The organism is Psychrobacter sp. Sarcosine-02u-2, assembly GCF_002836335.1.
In the GTDB taxonomy this organism is placed as follows: Bacteria; Pseudomonadota; Gammaproteobacteria; order Pseudomonadales; family Moraxellaceae; genus Psychrobacter; species Psychrobacter faecalis.
On sequence record NZ_PJBX01000179.1, the window covers coordinates 46,470 to 61,927 of the forward strand.

General features: G+C 45.1%; 12 protein-coding genes. 11 read left to right on the forward strand and 1 reads right to left on the reverse strand.

Features of this window, described 5'->3' with window-relative positions:
- The first annotated feature begins 158 nt into the window (after positions 1-158).
- The 7 genes from lpdA to CXF58_RS13060 all read left to right on the forward strand — a co-directional run bounded on the left by lpdA (position 159) and on the right by CXF58_RS13060 (position 9,270).
- On the forward strand, positions 159-1,610 hold the full coding sequence (gene lpdA, locus CXF58_RS13030; protein ID WP_068407828.1) for a dihydrolipoyl dehydrogenase: 1,452 nt from the start codon (positions 159-161) through the stop codon (positions 1,608-1,610).
- A gap of 193 nt (positions 1,611-1,803) precedes the next feature.
- A complete protein-coding gene (gene sucC, locus CXF58_RS13035) occupies positions 1,804-2,970 on the forward strand; it encodes an ADP-forming succinate--CoA ligase subunit beta (RefSeq protein ID WP_068407827.1) in 1,167 nt (388 codons plus the stop codon).
- Positions 2,971-3,148: 178 nt separating this feature from the next.
- The gene (gene sucD / locus CXF58_RS13040) at positions 3,149-4,024 is read left to right on the forward strand and encodes a succinate--CoA ligase subunit alpha (RefSeq protein WP_068407825.1); all 876 of its coding nucleotides are present in this window, start codon (positions 3,149-3,151) and stop codon (positions 4,022-4,024) included.
- A gap of 121 nt (positions 4,025-4,145) precedes the next feature.
- The gene (galE, locus tag CXF58_RS13045) at positions 4,146-5,192 is read left to right on the forward strand and encodes a UDP-glucose 4-epimerase GalE (RefSeq protein ID WP_102077760.1); all 1,047 of its coding nucleotides are present in this window, start codon (positions 4,146-4,148) and stop codon (positions 5,190-5,192) included.
- A gap of 52 nt (positions 5,193-5,244) precedes the next feature.
- Positions 5,245-6,126, forward strand: a complete 882-nt coding sequence (locus tag CXF58_RS13050; RefSeq protein ID WP_068407821.1) for a UTP--glucose-1-phosphate uridylyltransferase — start codon at positions 5,245-5,247, stop codon at positions 6,124-6,126.
- A gap of 3 nt (positions 6,127-6,129) precedes the next feature.
- Complete coding sequence (gene pgi, locus CXF58_RS13055) at positions 6,130-7,794, forward strand: glucose-6-phosphate isomerase (RefSeq protein ID WP_068407819.1); 1,665 nt, start codon at positions 6,130-6,132, stop codon at positions 7,792-7,794.
- Between the two features lie 87 nt (positions 7,795-7,881).
- On the forward strand, positions 7,882-9,270 hold the full coding sequence (locus CXF58_RS13060) for a UDP-glucose/GDP-mannose dehydrogenase family protein (RefSeq protein WP_102077761.1): 1,389 nt from the start codon (positions 7,882-7,884) through the stop codon (positions 9,268-9,270).
- A gap of 149 nt (positions 9,271-9,419) precedes the next feature.
- Here the strand turns inward: CXF58_RS13060 and CXF58_RS13065 are convergent, their stop codons facing one another.
- On the reverse strand, positions 9,420-10,907 hold the full coding sequence (locus tag CXF58_RS13065) for a phosphohexomutase domain-containing protein (protein WP_102077762.1): 1,488 nt from the start codon (positions 10,905-10,907) through the stop codon (positions 9,420-9,422).
- A 177-nt stretch (positions 10,908-11,084) separates the two neighbouring features.
- On the opposite strand from CXF58_RS13065, the gene mazG reads away from it, so the two are divergent.
- The 4 genes from mazG (at position 11,085) to folK (ending at position 15,437) form a co-directional block, all read left to right on the forward strand.
- Positions 11,085-11,960, forward strand: coding sequence for a nucleoside triphosphate pyrophosphohydrolase (gene mazG, locus CXF58_RS13070; RefSeq protein WP_102077763.1), 876 nt, complete (start codon positions 11,085-11,087; stop codon positions 11,958-11,960).
- Complete coding sequence (locus CXF58_RS13075) at positions 11,947-12,348, forward strand: ComEA family DNA-binding protein (RefSeq protein ID WP_102077764.1); 402 nt, start codon at positions 11,947-11,949, stop codon at positions 12,346-12,348. The genes mazG and CXF58_RS13075 overlap by 14 nt, the downstream gene beginning before the upstream one ends.
- Positions 12,349-12,512: 164 nt before the next feature.
- Positions 12,513-14,834, forward strand: a complete 2,322-nt coding sequence (pcnB, locus tag CXF58_RS13080) for a polynucleotide adenylyltransferase PcnB (protein WP_102077765.1) — start codon at positions 12,513-12,515, stop codon at positions 14,832-14,834.
- A gap of 102 nt (positions 14,835-14,936) precedes the next feature.
- The gene (gene folK / locus CXF58_RS13085) at positions 14,937-15,437 is read left to right on the forward strand and encodes a 2-amino-4-hydroxy-6-hydroxymethyldihydropteridine diphosphokinase (RefSeq protein WP_369958252.1); all 501 of its coding nucleotides are present in this window, start codon (positions 14,937-14,939) and stop codon (positions 15,435-15,437) included.
- Positions 15,438-15,458 lie beyond the last annotated feature (21 nt).

Below are 15,458 nucleotides of genomic sequence, written 5' to 3' on the forward strand. Positions count from 1 at the left end.
TGGTTTATTGTCAAATAAATGCGACTTTTTTTGTGGTGTATTAACGACGGAAAAATCGTCATTTATCATTCAGTAGGCCAACTAGTCATTTAAATCCTCATAAAATCAGAAAAAAATCTAGAAATAAATTAGAACCAAATTAAAAATAGGAACGTACTATGAAAGACAATTATGATTTAGTCGTCATCGGCGGCGGTCCTGGTGGTTACGAAGCCGCTATTCGCGCAGGTCAATTGGGTATGAGCGTGGCTTGTATCGAAAAACGCGTTTATAAAGGTGAGCCAGCACTGGGTGGTACTTGCTTAAACGTCGGTTGTATCCCATCAAAAGCCTTACTTGATTCATCACATCGTTATGAAGCAACCAAACATGACCTTGCTGAACATGGTATCAGCACCGGTGACGTTGCTATCGATATCGAGCAAATGATTGGCCGTAAAGAAGCCATTGTTAAGCAATTGACGGGCGGCGTGGCGGCATTGCTAAAAGGCAATGGCGTTGACTGGCTACAAGGCTGGGGCACGTTAGAAGATGGTAAAGGTGCGGATAAAAAAGTTAAATTTACTGCCCTAGAAGACGAAAGTGAAACGACTATTACCGCCAAAAACGTCATTCTTGCAGCAGGTTCGGTGCCTATCGATATTCCTGTGGCAAAAACTGATGGCGACCGTATTGTTGATTCTACTGGCGCGCTTGATTTCACCGAAGTACCAAAGCGTTTAGGCGTCATTGGCGCAGGCGTAATTGGTCTTGAGCTAGGTTCAGTATGGCGCCGCTTGGGCGCGGAAGTGGTTGTCTATGAAGCGCTACCAAGCTTCCTAGCAGCGGCTGACAAAGACATCGCTAAAGAAGCGGGTAAAATGCTGAAAAAGCAAGGTCTTGATATCCGTGTTGATACCAAAGTAACCAATGCTGAAGTGAAAGGCGATCAAGTTGTCGTGACCAGCGAAGCAAAAGGCGAAGCCTCGGATGAAAGCTTTGATAAACTGATCGTTTGTGTCGGTCGCCGTGCTTACTCTGAAAAACTATTGGGCGCAGACAGCGGTATCACGTTGACTGAACGCGGTCTTATCGATGTCGATGACCAATGTAAAACCAACCTTGACGGCGTTTATGCAATCGGTGACTTGGTTCGTGGCCCTATGCTTGCGCATAAAGCCATGGAAGAAGGCATGATGGCGGTTGAGCGCATTCATGGCGAAAAAGCACAAGTTAACTATGACACCATTATCAACGTCATTTATACCCATCCAGAAATTGCATGGGTTGGTTTGACCGAGCAAGAAGCGACTGAAGCGGGTTATGAAGTCAAAACTGGTTCATTTAACCTAGCAGCGAACGGCCGTGCACTTGCCCAAAGTGAAGCACAAGGCTCTATCAAAGTTGTTGCTGATGCCAAAACAGATCGTTTGTTAGGTATGCATGCCATTTCTGCTGGTGCGGGCGATATTGTCCATCAAGGTATGATTGCGATGGAATTTGTATCTAGTATCGAAGATTTGCAGTTGATGACATTTGCGCATCCAACCATTTCTGAAGCGGTTCATGAAGCTGCTTTATCAGCAGATGGCCGTGCGATTCATGCCATTCAGCGTAAAAAACGTAAGTAGTTTTTGAGATTAAATTGCTTAAGATTAACTTGCTTAAAATGAAAGCATTTGAGTAAATATCAAGTTTAACCGGATGGTGCGGCCGCTATCACTATTATGATAACGGTCGCCGCCATCATAAGTGTGGCAGCATTATTCTGCCTTGCACTTGTTTTCACTTTTTATTAATTGTAAAAAATAAAGGATACAATCAATGAATTTACATGAGTATCAAGCAAAAGAGCTATTGAAAAGCTACGGTTTGCCCATTCAAGAAGGCATCATCGCCCATAATGGCGACGAAGCTGCTGCTGCTTTTGATAAAACGCCTACTGATATTGCGGTTATTAAAGCGCAGGTTCATGCTGGTGGCCGTGGTAAAGCGGGCGGTGTGAAGCTCGTTAAAACTCGCGAAGAAGCAAAGCAAGTTGCTGAAGAGCTTATCGGTACCAATCTGGTTACATTCCAGACTGACGCAGAAGGCCAACCCGTAAACTTTGTTTTGGTTGCAGAGGATATGTACCCAGTACAAACTGAGTTATATCTTGGCGCAGTTGTTGATCGTTCTACGCGTCGCGTAACTTTTATGGCATCAACCGAAGGCGGCGTTGATATCGAAGAAGTCGCAAGCGAAACTCCAGAAAAAATCTTTAAAGTAAGCGTTGATCCATTAGTTGGTCTAATGCCTTACCAAGCACGTGAAGTGGCATTTAAACTGGGTCTTGAAGGCAAGCAAATCAACCAGTTTGTAAAATTGATGAGCGGCGCTTATCAAGCATTCGTTGACAATGATTTTGCATTATTAGAAATCAACCCATTAGCGGTTCGCGAAAATGGCGAAATCGTTTGTGTTGATGGCAAAATCGGTATCGATTCAAACGCTTTATATCGCCTGCCTAAAATTGCAGCCTTACAAGATAAAACGCAAGAAAACGAGCGCGAGCTTAAAGCCGCTGAGTTTGACCTAAACTATGTTGCCTTAGAAGGTAACATCGGTTGTATGGTCAACGGTGCTGGTCTTGCGATGGCGACCATGGACATCATCAAATTGTACGGCGGCAAACCTGCTAACTTCTTGGACGTTGGCGGCGGTGCAACCAAAGATCGCGTTGTTGAAGCGTTCAAAATCATTCTAGAAGACAGCAGTGTTGAAGGCGTTCTCATCAACATCTTTGGCGGTATCGTACGTTGTGACATGATTGCCGAAGCGATTATCGAAGCAGTTAAAGAAGTGAACGTAAAAGTACCTGTCGTTGTCCGTCTAGAAGGTAATAACGCTGAAAAAGGTGCTGAGCTACTAGAGCAATCTGATGTGAAAATTATTTCAGCTCAAGGCCTAGCAGACGCGGCACAAAAAATTGTCGATGCGGTTAAAGCATAAGCCTTTAATATAAGTCGTGAGGGTAAGCGCTGTTTTATTCATAACTCGCTTAACCAGACGCTTAAGCATTATAGTCACAGCGTGATGGCAGTTTTTAGTAAAAGCATAAATCGTTAACATTTAACGATAAGTGAGCGAGAAAACTGCTATTGCAAGACAACCGAATAAGGAAAACATAATGAGTGTATTAATTGATAAAGATACCAAAGTATTGGTACAAGGTTTTACTGGTAAAAACGGTACATTCCACTCTGAACAAGCAATTGAGTACGGCACTAAAGTAGTCGGCGGCGTAACCCCAGGTAAAGGCGGTCAAACGCATCTAGGTTTGCCAGTCTTTAATACCATGGCAGAAGCGATGGAAGCGACCCAAGCTGACGCTTCAGTTATCTACGTACCAGCGCCATTTGTACTAGATTCTATCGTTGAAGCAGTCGATGCCGGCGTAAAATTGATCGTCGTAATCACTGAAGGCGTACCTACTATCGATATGCTAAAAGCCAAGCGTTATATCGAAGAAGCAGGCGATGTACGTATGGTTGGTCCAAACTGCCCAGGCGTTATCACTCCAGGTCAGTGCAAAATCGGTATCATGCCAGGCCATATCCATTTGCCCGGTAAAGTGGGTATCATCTCACGCTCTGGTACGTTGACTTATGAAGCGGTTGCCCAAACCACTAAGCTTGGCTTTGGTCAGTCTACTTGTATCGGTATCGGCGGCGACCCTATCCCAGGTATGAACCAAATCGATGCGCTAAAACTGTTCCAAGACGATCCACAAACCGAAGCCATCGTATTAATCGGTGAGATTGGTGGTACAGCTGAAGAAGAAGCGGCGGCTTATATCAAAGAGCACGTAACTAAGCCAGTTGTTGGTTATATCGCTGGTGTGACTGCGCCTGCTGGTAAACGTATGGGCCATGCTGGCGCGATTATCTCTGGTGGTCAAGGTACTGCTGAAGAGAAATTTAAAGCCTTTGAAGACGCTGGTATTGCTTATACTCGCGATCCATCAAAAATTGGCGATAAGTTAAAAGAAGTTACCGGTTGGTAATTTAGGTATTAATAGCTAGTCTAATACCAAAATAACGTTGAAAAAAAACAAAGGCACTCCTACAATGGGGTGTCTTTTTTTATTCTAAAAATAACTTTCCTTTGATTAAAATGTAGCAATTATGAAAAATAAGATATTGGTAACTGGTGGCGCTGGATATATTGGCTCACACACTTGTATAGCTTTACAGGAAGCAGGCTATGATATTGTTGTCTACGACAATTTGTCTAATAGTAGCCGTGAAGCTATTGAGCGCGTATCCAAGCTCATTGATCAACCCATCGAGTTTGTTGAAGGCGATATTCGTGATATTGATCTACTTAAACAGGTCTTCGCCGAGCATCAGTTCTTTGGTGTGATTCATTTTGCGGGACTAAAAGCCGTTGGAGAATCGGTGGCCAAGCCATTGCTGTATTATAATAATAATGTCAGTGGCACCATTGCTTTATTGGAAGTTATGAAAGAAGCCGATGTTAAGAATTTGGTTTTTTCATCTTCTGCGACCGTCTATGGAGATCCTGAATCCTTGCCCATCAATGAGGAATCAAAGCGTTCTTGCACCAATCCTTATGGTCAGAGCAAACTGATGGTCGAGCATATTTTAGAGGACTTAGCGGCAACCGATGATGGCTGGAATCTTATTCCACTTAGGTACTTCAATCCCGTAGGTGCGCACCCATCTGGGCAAATTGGCGAAGATCCAAATGATATTCCTAATAATTTAATGCCTTATATTTCGCAAGTCGCCGTTGGCAAGCTTGAAAAACTTAGTATTTTTGGTAATGACTATTCTACTGTCGATGGGACGGGGGTACGCGATTTTATCCATGTCACTGATCTTGCCCAAGGTCATGTAGCAGCGCTTAACTACTTACAGAAACAAGTAGGTCGAGATAAATACAGCTCAATAGGTTTTTTACCCATTAATCTGGGAACAGGTAAAGGAACGTCTGTTTTAGAATTGGTCACGGCTTTTTCTGAAGTATCAGGCCAAAATATTCCTTACCAGTTTTCTGCTCGGCGCGCAGGAGATATTGCCAGCTGCTATGCCAGCGCCGATAAAGCCAAAGATTTGCTAGGTTGGGATGCCACACTATCTATCACTGAGATGTGTGAAGATACGTGGCGTTGGCAGAGTAAAAACCCGAATGGCTATCATAGCGCTTAGCATTGATTAAGCATGTTTCTTATTTCACACTTTTAAATACAGTCTAAAAATTATGAAAAAAATTACTCACGCTGTTATTCCTGTCGCAGGCTTTGGTACGCGTATGCTGCCGTTATCGAAATCAGTGCCAAAAGAGCTGCTACCACTTGGTAATCGTCCCGCTATTCATTATGTCGTTGAAGAAGCCATTGCTGCGGGTATCAAACATATTGTTTTGGTCGGTCATGCGCAAAAAAGCGCCATCGAAAACTACTTTGATATCAATGCTGAATTGGATAATCAATTGCGCACTAAAGGTAAAGGCGCGTTAGCTGATAGCTTAAATTGGTTACCCGAGGATGTAACGGTGTCTATGATACGCCAAGGCAAACCGCTAGGGTTGGGGCACGCGGTATTGGCGGCGCGTCCAATCATCGGTGAGCATGACTTTGCTGTACTGCTGCCAGATGTGGTGCTCGATCCATTTACCACCGATATAACGACTGATAATTTGGCGTTTATGATTGAGGCCTTTGCTAAAGACACGCATTCGCAAATATTGGTCAATAACGTAGCAGATGAAGATGTGCATAAATACGGTATTGCCCAATTAGACGAAGCATTTAATCAAGCGCATGAAATCGAGCAAGCTGATAAAAACGCGAGCTTTAAAGTTGCCGGTTTTGTCGAAAAGCCAAATTTAGCGGATGCCCCTTCAAAATTGGCCGTTGTCGGTCGTTATGTATTTAGCAATCATATATTTGATTATCTGGCCAATACTAGAGCGTCGGTTGGCGGCGAGATTCAACTGACTGATGCCATTGATGCCTTGATTAGCAAATATGGCGTTAATGTGACGACCATGCGCGGCGATAGTTATGACGCAGGCGATATGCGCTCGTATATGCAAGCGTTTATCTATTTTGCCGAGCAGCAGTTAAGGGATGATAAATAGCTAATGGATGAGAGAAATAATAAGGGCTATAAAAGTGCCCGCCACTCTAAGTATTGGCAGCATTTAGCCAAGTTAGCGGAGCAGCCGTGGGCGCTTGCCCCATTGTTCGCGCAGGATAATGAGCGGACGTCTCGCTTTAGCACGCAAGCGGGCGCGCTATATATGGATTATAGCAAGCAGTGTATTAATGATGCGGTGCTAGAAAATTTATTAAATTTGGCGAATAGTTGCGAGTTGTCAGGCCGTATCGATGCCTTGTTACAAGGGGCGATGGTTAATACCAGTGAAAAGCGAGCAGCGCTGCATACCGCTCTACGCTTGCCAGCTACAGAACAGCTGCAAGTTGGCACGCAAAATGTCGCCGCTGATGTACATGAGAGCTTGGCGCAGGTAGAAAGATTGTCAGAGCGGGTACGCAACGGCACATGGCGCGGATTTTCTGGCAAAGCAATCACTGATGTGGTTAATATTGGCGTTGGCGGCTCAGATTTAGGCCCGCTGATGGCGACCACCGCGCTTGATGAATGGGCAGATACTGCTATCGAGGTGCATTTTGTCTCTAACATGGATGGCACACAGCTTGATAATTTGCTCAAGCACCTAAATCCTGAAACCACTTTATTTATCATCTCCTCCAAATCTTTTGGCACCGTTGACACGCTATCCAATGCCAAGACAGCACTGTCATGGTTACTCGCTACGGCAAAGCTACGCGCTGGCACGGAAGAAAGCGTCTTGCGCCGTCATTTTATCGGCGTATCGGCCAACTGTGAAAAAATGACTGCATGGGGCATTCACCCTGAGCATCAATTGCAGCTGTGGGAATGGGTTGGCGGCCGTTTTTCATTGTGGTCGGCGATTGGACTTGCTATCGCTATTCGTATTGGCATGAATGGTTTTAAAGAGCTGCTAGCCGGCGCACATAATATGGATAAGCATTTCGCCCAAGCAGACTTTTCTGAGAATTTGCCAGTATTATTAGGTTTGCTCGCCGTTTGGAATAGTACCTTTTTACAAGTCAATGCGCATACCGTGCTGCCTTATGATGGGCGTTTGGAGTATTTGCCAAGCTACTTGACCCAGCTTGAGATGGAAAGTAATGGCAAATCGGTGACGCAGCATGGCGCGCGCCTTGATTATGATACGTGTCCAATTTTGTGGGGCGAGATTGGCTCCAATGCGCAGCATGCTTTTTATCAGCTTCTGCATCAAGGAACGCAGCAGGTCTCTTGTGACTTTATCGCTTGCGTGCGCCGTTATAGTGATGATGCGACAAATGAATCGCTACAGCAGCAGCATGAATTGTCTTTGGCAAACTGTTTAGCGCAAAGTCGGGTTTTAGCTTTTGGTAATGCTGCTATTGCTGATAAGGATATTGAAGCGGCTTCTGATGCCGATAAATACAAATATTACCGTGGTAATCAGCCGTCAACCACGCTCCTTATTGATGAGCTGACCCCGCATAGTTTGGGGGAGCTGATAGCGCTTTATGAGCACAAGGTTTATGTCATGGCCAGCATTTGGGATATCAATCCGTTTGATCAATGGGGCGTTGAGATGGGCAAGAAAATGGCAGAGTCGGTGCATACCGCCATGCAGCAAGGCGGCGATGCGCAATTCGACACCTCTACCAATCAGCTATTGCAGCATATTAAGCTGTTGTCTTAATGGCTTATGGCTAGTAGCTAGTGGCATCATGCGACTGGCTTATCCACTTATCCACGCTGCCAACTTTGCAATATAAAAGGTAATCTTATGAGCGCTGCCGCTATAAATAAACAACAGACAGATAACGACCAATCCGCACCACATTCATTTAACCAAGCCGCTAAAAACACCAGTGTTTGCGTCCTCGTCGGTCACAGTATTGAGGCCATTACCAGTGCGGTGGTACTGGCAAGTCTTGGTCATACGGTGCATCTTTATACTGATAAAGAGGTATTGACGCAGCAATTACAACAATATGGTTTTGAGCATCATTTGCAAGCGCTATGGCAGATGTACGTGCAGCAGCAGCAGATTGTCAGCTACGCTTTGCCCACTACTGCGAGTAAGCTGCTAGAGCACTATGAAAAGACGGATGATGATAGTGAGAGAAAACAAGTTGCGCTATATTGGTTATTTTTAGACAGCATTCGCTCAGTATGGCAAGCAGACAGCTGGATTACCGCCTTTAACCACAGTCATCAGCAAACCTTACCGCTTATTATGAGTGGCATTAAACAGCTGGGCGCGGTTGACGCATTGTCCAAGCAGTTGCAGCGCGCTTGGGTTTATTATGTGCCATTTGTATTCTTAAAAGATGGCGATGCGTACAGCTCAATGCTAAATCCATCATTGTTGTTGCTGGGTGAAAAAACGCCAAATAGCCGCCATCATTTAACGATGCTACAGCCTTTGATGCAACAGGCGCGCGCGTTTCATCAAGCAGATATTGCTACTATAGAGTTTGCCCGTAGTAGTATCATGGCGATGCTTGCCACAAGGGTGAGCTTTATGAATGAGATGTCGCGCTTGGCTGATAGTCAACAGGTCGATATCCAGCAAGTCAGTCACATTATGGGACTTGATGAGCGCGTAGGCAGTAGCTACTTGCAAGCAGGCTGGGGCTTTGGTGGTAATACACTACCGACAGAGTTGGTTAAGTTGCAGCAGTCCAGTACAGAAAAGAGTCTAGCTATGCCGTTACTACAGGCAGTCATTAATATCAATGAAGACCAAAAAGAGCTGATATTTCGTAAGTTTTGGCAATATTTTGATGGATTTATCGACCATAAAACCGTGGTGATTTGGGGCGGTAGTTATAAAGCGGGCTCGGGACGGACAGCAGAGTCGGCTATTCATCCGTTGTTAGCGCTACTCTGGTCTTATAATATCCGCACGCTGGTATATAGTGATAAAGCCCAAACCGAGCTTGCCGAGCTCTATGGACAGCAATCGCTACTGGAACTGATCGCCAGTCCGTACCAAAAGCTTAATGAAGCGCAGGCCATTTTTATTATCAGCTGGTTGTCAGAAAATAAGCTAGATGTTGCTAGGCTTAATGAGCAGGCGCTGCCGATATTCGATGCGCGCAATGCGCTGTCGCGAACGCAGGTTGATGATTTGGTCGGTGACTATATAGGGATTGGTCGCGCCAAATAAAGCTTTTTAACAAGGGTAAAATAAGCGTAGCAGACAAGCAGCTAATGAACTGAATCTAAATAAAAGCGCCGATTAATATAAAAATTAACCGGCGCTTTTTCGTTCTCATAAGTTCAGAATGTCTTTACTTAGCATTATGATTACTTAAGTTAAGCAGGCACCGCCCCTTTACTAGCAAGCCATTGCTGAATCTCTTGGGTTTTGGTTTGTAATAAATTCTCATCACCGCGACTTTCAATATTTAAGCGAATTAATGGTTCAGTATTGGAAGCGCGTAAGTTAAAACGCCATTCGCCAAAGTTTAAACTTAAGCCATCAAGCATCGATTTGGTTGGATTTTCGGCGCTAAACTTCTCTTCGATAGCGCTAATAATGGCTGGCGCATCATGAGTGGTCAGGTGAAAATTTAGCTCGCCTGAGCTTGGATAGGCTGCAATATAACCGCTGACCAATTCTGATAAGGTTTTACCGGTAATCGATAATAACTCAATGGTCAAAAGCCACGGAATCATGCCGCTATCGCAGTAGAAAAAATCGCGAAAATAATGGTGAGCGGACATTTCGCCGCCATAAACCGCGCCAGAATCCCGCATCACTTGCTTGATAAATGAGTGCCCAGACTTGCTAATAACCGCCTTACCGTTATGCTCATCAATGACGGCTTCGGTGTTATAAATCACTCGCGGATCATAGACGATTGACTCGCCCGCATATTTATTTAAAAACGCTTGCGCGAGCATGCCAACGACATAGCTACCATCGATAAATTCGCCGTATTCATCAAATAAAAAACAGCGGTCAAAATCGCCATCAAAGGCAATGCCAAGATCGGCTTTGTTTTCCAGCACCGCTTGCTGAGTGGCGGTTCGATTGGCCTCAATCATTGGATTGGGAATGCCATTTGGAAAGCTACCATCAGGCGTATGGTGCAATTTAAGCACTTCAATTGGCGCGCCAGCTTGTGCTAACTTGTCGATTAATAAATCAACGACGGGACCTGCGCTACCATTGCCGGAGTTGATAACCAGTTTTAGCGGTTTTAATTTATCAACATCAATAAACGTCATGACATGATTGATATAAGCGCTTTTATCCGTTAGTAATTGTAATGCGCCTTGTTGATTATCCGTACTAAATTGCCCCGATTCTGCCAACGCTTGAATCTCTGCCAAGCCATCATCGGCGCTAATCGGCTTGGAATACTCTTTGACCAATTTTAAGCCATTATAATTAATCGGATTGTGGCTAGCCGTTACTTCGATACCGCCCAACGCCTGATAATAACTGGTCGCAAAGTAAACCTCTTCTGTGCCTGTCATACCCAAATCAATCACACCGACACCCGCATCGAGCATACCTTTGATGGTTGCTTGTTTTAACTGCTCACTGGAGTGGCGGATATCGCTACCGATGACGATAGCTGGCTTTAAGTCTTTTAGTTCAGCGGTAGCCTCATTATCGGCACTGTGATAACGCTCGAATAAAATTTGGGCAAAGGCACGGCCGATACGGTAGGCGATAGCTTCATCGAGATTGACGCCAAGCTCGCCGCGGATATCGTAAGCTTTAAATGACTGAATGCTAATAGGGTGAAAATCTGTTGCTGGCTGATAGCCAGTAGTCGCAGAAGTGGACATAATAATAAGCTTCCTTGTGCGTGCGTAGTAAAAAATGAGGGAGTGATAACAGGATTATAAGTCAATAAGCGTTCAATGATACACTAACTACCAAATGAGTCATAAAGCCGTAGTAGTGCTTTATGTGAGCATTTTTATAATTATCCGTTTCTAAGATAAAAAATATAAGAGTATTTTATGAGTGACTTAAACAACCAAACGTTAACTTCTATTACGCCGCCCAACCCTGTACAAGGAACGCCAGTAGCAACTGGCGAGTTAGACGATTTATTAAAGTTAATGGCACGGCTGCGCGCAGATTGTCCGTGGGATAAAAAGCAAAGCAATCATAGCCTCATTCCGTACGCGATTGAAGAAGCCTATGAGCTCGGCGAAGCGGTTCAAAGCGATGATGACGAAGATATCAAGGGCGAGCTTGGCGATGTGCTTTTGCAAGTGGTGTTTCATTGTCAGATGTACGCAGAGCAAGGGCGCTTTGATATTAGCGATGTGATTACCACGTTGCAAGAAAAGCTGATTCGCCGCCATCCGCATGTCTTTGAAGCCGAAACGCTACAAGGCGACGCTGCGGTAAAAGGTCGCTGGGATGAGATTAAAGCACAGGAAGACCAAGCTCGCGCCGCACGTGGCAAGCCGAAGCGTCGTTTGGATAATACCAAGGCAGGTAGTGCGTTGATGCAAGCGCAGGAAGTGCAAAAACAAGCGTCAAAATTGGGGTTTGATTGGGAAGGGGTCAGCGGCGCATTTGATAAACTCGATGAAGAAATTGCCGAGCTAAAGGCCGAGATTTTAGATAAGCCCCAAGTTGAAATCAAAACCAATATCAGAGAGATTGAAAGGGAGCTTGGCGATTGCATGTTTGCCTTGGTCAATGTCGCCCGTAAACTCGACCTCGATGCTGAAACTGCAACATTAACCTGTGTACATAAATTTAAATCACGCTTTGGTTATATAGAAGAGCAGTTAGCGGCTGCTGGCAAGCGTTTAGAAGATAGCGATATCAATGAGATGGATGCGTTATGGGAAGCGGCGAAACAGCATGAACGCGACTAATAAAAGCCTATTTATTAAATGGCAGCATGCTAATTTATTTAAAAATGCCGCCGTTTTTTTAGTAGGCATATTTTCTATCATGGTGATGCTGTCTCATCCTGCCCTTGCCGCACCATGTTTTGATAATGCTAAAAGCGCTTATCATTATCTATTGACGCAAGAAGCAGCACAAAGCCAAGCGCGCACGCAGACTAGAATTAATATCAATCGCGCCACAGAAGCCGAGCTGGTGGCATTAAACGGTATTGGCAGCAGTAAAGCGCAGGCGATTATTTTATATCGCGAGATGTTTGGCGGCTTTAAAACGGTCGATGAATTAACGAAAGTCAAAGGCATCGGCGCAAAAACGGTTGAGAGAAATCGCCAGCGTTTAAGCGTACAAGATTAAGCGCTTTATTTTGTATTATTTAACCCCCATATTGACAAAATAGCATGTAAGTAAATGTCATAACACACCCACCATGGTCAAAATTTGTTAAACTAGCGGGTACATCCGCCTGATAGACGCTGTGTTCGTCGGGGTGGTTAAGAATAAAGGCGAGGAGTAGATGCATGGCCGAGCGTGCCGCCAAGCAGTTAGAACTGAATAAATCTGAATTACCCAATTCCATTACCGAAGTGATAGCCACCCTAACCCGAGCTGGGTTTGATGCCTATATCGTCGGTGGCGGCGTGCGCGATACTTTGCTAGGCCTGCGTCCAAAAGACTTTGACGCGGTCACTGATGCCAAACCTCATGAGATTAAAGACGTCTTTGGCAAGCGTTGCCGTATTATCGGTCGCCGCTTTCAATTGGCGCATGTCTACTCTGGGCGCGAACTTATTGAAGTGGCGACCTTTCGTGGACCACCACTGAATAATTCTAATACCAATCAAGACGGGATGATTCTGCGCGACAATGTCTGGGGCGATATCAAACAAGACTTTGCCCGTCGTGACTTTTCTATCAATGCACTTTATTATCAACCGCTTAAAGGCGTGGTACATGATTTTTGCGGCGCCCTTGAAGATATCGACAATAAAGTTATCCGTCTCTTAGGTCATGCACCGACCCGTATCGAAGAAGATCCGGTCAGGTTGCTGCGTGCCCTACGTTTTAAAGCCAAGCTTGGTTTTGATTTTGATAGCGAACTCGCCGCCCAGTTCCACGATGACAATTGGGCGCTGCTGGAGCAAATCTCTCCGCATCGTTTGTATGATGAAACGCAAAAAATGTTTACCGGTGGCTATTTAGTGCCGCTACTACCGTTATTGTTTGAGTCGGGCGCGATTGACAGTTTAGTTATTTATCCGCCTGCCGAGCCAAGTGCCTTGGTCAAACAAGTCGCTATCAATACCGACAAACGTATCGCTGCTGGCAAAAGTATCAATCCTGCTTTCTTTTATGCCGCGTTATTGTGGGAAAATTATCTACATCAATTGGAAAAAGCCAAAAAACGCAATATGCCTTTTGCTGACGCGCAATTGCATGCAGCCGGCAAAGTCATCGACCGTCAGCGTATCAAGACCGCTATTCCAAAATTTGCCGAACAATTTATCCGTGATATTTGGATATTACAGCCAAAGTTGGCGGCGCCGCGCAGCAAACAAATTATCCAGTTGTCTGAGCATCCTCGTTTCCGCGCCGGTTTTGATTTCTTGCTATTGCGTGAGCAGTGCGGTGATGCCGAACATCCGCTTTCAGAGTCGACCAATGGCATGGGCGAGTGGTGGCAAACCTATCAAACCCTGACCGAACAGCAGCAAGATCAAGCGATTGATGATTTTGATGAAAACATTCGTCGCGGTGCCTATAAACAAGGGCAGCGTGGTCGCGGGCGTAATCGTCAAAAGCCGCAAGCTTTAAACACATCAAACCATGATAAGGTAAATCACATAGAAAACAATCAACAAAATAATGTAGACGGTAACGCCCATAGCAAGCAGGCTAATGATGCCTCAAACGTGCCGTCACGCCGCCGCCGCGCTGCCAGCCAGTCTACTCAACAGGCTAATAACAATGGCAGTCATAGTGCCAGCAATAATAGTCATCATAAGGGCTATGATAAGCAGCAAGCAGCACAAGATAATAATGAGCTGGCGCAATTGCAGCAGTTATCCCTGGCGAACACTGGCAAGCAAACGGCAAATAAGCGCCACGATGCCAAGCCTGCACCGTTATTTGTCATCGAGCATGAAAAAGTAGTTCCGCCATTACGCAAGCAGTTGCCAACGGACGATCAGCCAAAATCTAATGCTAAACCAAAGCAAGCGTCTGTGGAGCAAAGCCCAAAAGCTGAAAGCACTTCATTTAAGAAAGCAGGAGTTGCAAGACAATCTGACAGCTCTGCTAACGCTGATAAGCAAGCGCAGCAGCATGCAAAAGCTAAACCAGTCGATACCAAGTCTGCTGCTAGCAAAGCCGATTTTGACCAGTCAGCTTTATCTACAACGGCCAATACTAATGTCCATACTAAGCGTACTGTCGCCCAAACACCAGCGCTTGTCAGCATAAACAACGAGCCGATACCGTATAAACGTCGCCGTCATCAACCTACTGTGATAGCGGATAATAGTAATACTGACAGTAAAAATAACGCTGATAACTTGCTTAACGTAGCGGCAAAACCAGCTAGCGATAAAGAGCAAGTAGTAAATACGGCCAAGTATGAGAAAAAAGCCCCTAAAACTGCGGCAGAATTTGCTGAGGATGCACCGTCTGTTGCTAAAAAAGCTGCTTCTAACAAACCTGCTAAAACCAAGCAGGATACTAAGAAAAAGACCACTCAAACTCAGTCAGCTCAGAATCAAACAGCTGCTAGTAAAATGAATGAGCAAAAAGGGCCGGTACCATCAAAACGCCGCCGCCGTCAGCCAAGCACTAACAACGCTTAAGCTTACAAACCGACTTTAAAGTACTAAAGCACAGTGAGAATTATGAACAGGCACTTTGAAGCTAGTAATGACAACGCCAATGACAATAAAAGTAGTAACGGTATGACTTGGGTTACTTGTTATGTTGGTTTAGGCAGCAATCTAGAAAACGAGCTAGGTTCGCCGGTAGAGCATTTACAGCAAGCCGTCGTAGCTATGCAAGAAAATAAGCAAATACGAGCGGTACGTGTGTCTTCTTTCTATGCTTCGGCGCCAATGGGACCGCAAGACCAGCCTGACTTTGTCAATGCGGTGGTAGGTTTTGAGACTACCTTAACTGCGTTTGAGCTGCTTGCATTTTGTCAATTGCTAGAGCAACAAGCCAAACGCGCTCGTCTGCGCCGCTGGGGTGAGCGCAGCCTTGATGTCGATATTTTATTGTATGGTGATATCGAAATCTCAGAGCCGCAATTAACGATACCGCACGCAGGTTTGCATGAGCGTAATTTTGTTTTGTTACCGCTACGAGAGTTGGCGCCAGAGTTAATCATTTTAAACAAACCAATAACGGATTATCCGCCCAGTGACGATTGGACGGGGCTGAAGCTATTAAAACTGAATTAACGCCTCTTTAGTGCCTCTGTA